Genomic DNA, 2369 nt, shown 5'->3' on the forward strand with positions numbered 1-2369 from the left:
GCCTGCGAATAAGCCCAATCGCGCGCTAAAATTGACATTACTTTCCCCTGCTCCCAAGCGGGAGCATTTAGCCCAAAAAACCACCTTGCTCCTGGTCAGTAGGTGGGTGGTTTTCCATGACCGCATCTCCTTCGTTATCACCGGGCGGCATGCTAATGGTTCTCAGTTGACCTATTTTGTCCAGTACATCTTTCAATCCAGGTTGCTCGTTCATCGTGTTTTTCCCGTCGTGTGTGGTCGATACGCGGAAATATGTCCGCATCGTGATGCCGGGTCAACACTCATACTCACACAAAGACATTGACACAAACACACACCAGTTCTACTGTCTCAGCATGTTTGACTTACTCCATTCAGAGGAAAAGAGAAATGGCTGGCAAAATGTGTCCCAATTGCGGGAAGATGACCTTCCACAAAACCCCCAAAGGAAGGAAGTGCTCGCGTTGTGATTTCGAGATGATCGTGCCCCCAAACGAAGGAAAGGTCGGACGCGGCTCCCAGTGTTCAAACTGCGGAGAATACAAAGTCCGGAACAACAAGTGCGGCGGTTGCGGTGCGGTTTACAAGGTGTCCCAATGAAGATACTCACCATTGCCAACAACAAGGGCGGAGTAGGCAAAACCTTTCTGGCCAAACTGTTGGCGGAGTATGCGGTGATGATTCGAGGGTGGCGCGTACTGCTGCTTGATTTCGACCCCCAGACAAACCTGTCTCGTCGTTACCTTGATATGGATGTGGTATCGGATGGTGGCCCGGATGACTTTGTACCGCCGCCACACCCAGATGCCGATGAGACAACCCGGCATTACTCAGTTGCCAACATCTGGGATCTGGAAGAGGTGCTGCCCTATGAGACGGCGTTCGAGAACCTGGATATCATTCCAGCGCATGCGAACCGCTTACAGGAGATTGAATACCGCCCCCCCCATGATCTTAATCATTCGGTTGTGCTCGCCAAGTTTTTCGAGGCGTTCAAAGATGATGATCTTTATGATTTGGTCATCATTGATACACGGCCATCCAAGGGGCGCCTCAACACGGCGGCACTGCATGTGTCTACGCATGTTGTCATCCCAACCGAACTGGAGGCGCCCAGCGTCGAAGGCCTGGTAGGCATGATCGGGCTGGTGAATCGTGTACGCGATGTACGAACCGGGGATTGCCCCTTGAGCGTCTGCGGGGTGCTAGCCAACAAAGCGCAGATGAACACGGTTATCCACAAAGAGCATTGGGAAATGCTCAATTCACTGGAGGGGGTCGGAGAATACATTGTGGAGCCCCCTCTGCCCCATCGTGTGGTGTACAAAGAGTCTATGTTGTATGGACAACCCAGTATATGGGTAAATGGCGGGAAAAGCGAAGAAGCGCAAGCCGCCCTCCCCGCTGTCGAGCGGGTAATGAGCTGTGTTATGGGAGGATCATAATGGCTAAACGGCTGGGGGTACTGGACGACAGAATCAACAAACAAATTGGGACAGGACTGGCGAAGCGGATTATCCGCTGTGGTGTCTCTAAAACGGTTCGGCTTGACGAGGTGCGCCCCAACACGGGGAACTACCGTAAAGCCGGCCACTTTACCCTGGAAGAGGTGCAGGCCCACTTGGCGGGAAACGTGGACTGGTCAAAGGATCCTGAGCGCAAGGACGCATGGGAGCGTTTGGTTTCCCTGACCAACATTCTGAAAAAGCGCGGCATGCTGCAGTCGGTGGTAGTCGAAGCCGATGGAACGGGTTACAAGGTTATTGCGGGCGATAGACGCTACCTGGCACACCACCTGGCCGGCGAGACGCACATACATATCACCGTTTACCCATCGGGTAGTGAGAAAGAAAGGAAGGTGCTGTCACTGATCGAGAACGTCAGCCGGGAAAACCCTTCCCTATATGACACTATCGAGGGGGTGCGGGAGCTCTGTGGCCCCAAAACGAGCGCTGCAGAGCTGAAGGAAGAGCTTGGTATCTCGCTCCGGCAATGCCAGCGATTTCTTCGGTACGTGGACATGCCGCCCGCGATCATGGAAAAGGTGCGTAACGGGGTTATCGGTAGTCAACGAGAACTCGATGCCGCCCTAAAAGCGTATGACGATGCCGACAAAGAAGAGGAGCCCAAGCCTCCTTCAAAAGCGGCCCGCGCCGGCCGCAAACGTACGGCCGTTACGCTCAGTCCCAAGATCAAGGTCAAGGACCCGCATATCGTGAAGCGGGTCGCGCATCGCATTGCAAATGTGGTGCCTTCTCTGGAGGATGATGCGCTTGATGAAGTGGACTGGGATGATCTGGACCAGGCTCAGGCTGCTTGGGATGCGTTGTTGGCCGGCCTGTTGGCCGCAGACAGCGAAAACAGCCAGTAGTTCATCATCTGCTATGGGG

The 2369-nt window shown here is 54.2% G+C and carries 3 protein-coding genes; 2 read left to right on the plus strand and 1 reads right to left on the minus strand.

Translation table 11 applies throughout. The features are described 5' to 3' along the window. Nucleotides 1–67: 67 nt before the first annotated feature. Nucleotides 68–214, minus strand: a complete 147-nt coding sequence (locus tag ACOCD2_RS16935; RefSeq protein WP_293648307.1) for a hypothetical protein — start codon at nt 212–214, stop codon at nt 68–70. A 361-nt stretch (nt 215–575) separates the two neighbouring features. Between ACOCD2_RS16935 and ACOCD2_RS16940 the strand changes: the two genes are divergently transcribed. Continuing rightward, nucleotides 576–1424: a ParA family protein gene (locus tag ACOCD2_RS16940; RefSeq protein ID WP_293648304.1), complete on the plus strand. Its 849-nt coding sequence runs from the start codon at nt 576–578 to the stop codon at nt 1422–1424. Further along, a complete protein-coding gene (locus ACOCD2_RS16945; RefSeq protein ID WP_293648301.1) occupies nt 1424–2350 on the plus strand; it encodes a ParB/RepB/Spo0J family partition protein in 927 nt (308 codons plus the stop codon). The genes ACOCD2_RS16940 and ACOCD2_RS16945 overlap by 1 nt, the downstream gene beginning before the upstream one ends. The last annotated feature ends 19 nt before the right edge of the window (nt 2351–2369 follow it).

The organism is Thiolapillus sp., assembly GCF_048562965.1.
In the GTDB taxonomy this organism is placed as follows: Bacteria; Pseudomonadota; Gammaproteobacteria; order Chromatiales; family Chromatiaceae; genus Thiolapillus; species Thiolapillus brandeum_A.

Excerpts from the sequence above, each read along its gene's own strand:
- ACOCD2_RS16935 (WP_293648307.1), bottom strand. The coding sequence starts at position 214 with ATGAACGAGCAACCTGGATTGAAAGATGTACTGGACAAAATAGGTCAA.
- ACOCD2_RS16940 (WP_293648304.1), top strand. The coding sequence starts at position 576 with ATGAAGATACTCACCATTGCCAACAACAAGGGCGGAGTAGGCAAAACC.
- ACOCD2_RS16945 (WP_293648301.1), top strand. The coding sequence starts at position 1,424 with ATGGCTAAACGGCTGGGGGTACTGGACGACAGAATCAACAAACAAATT.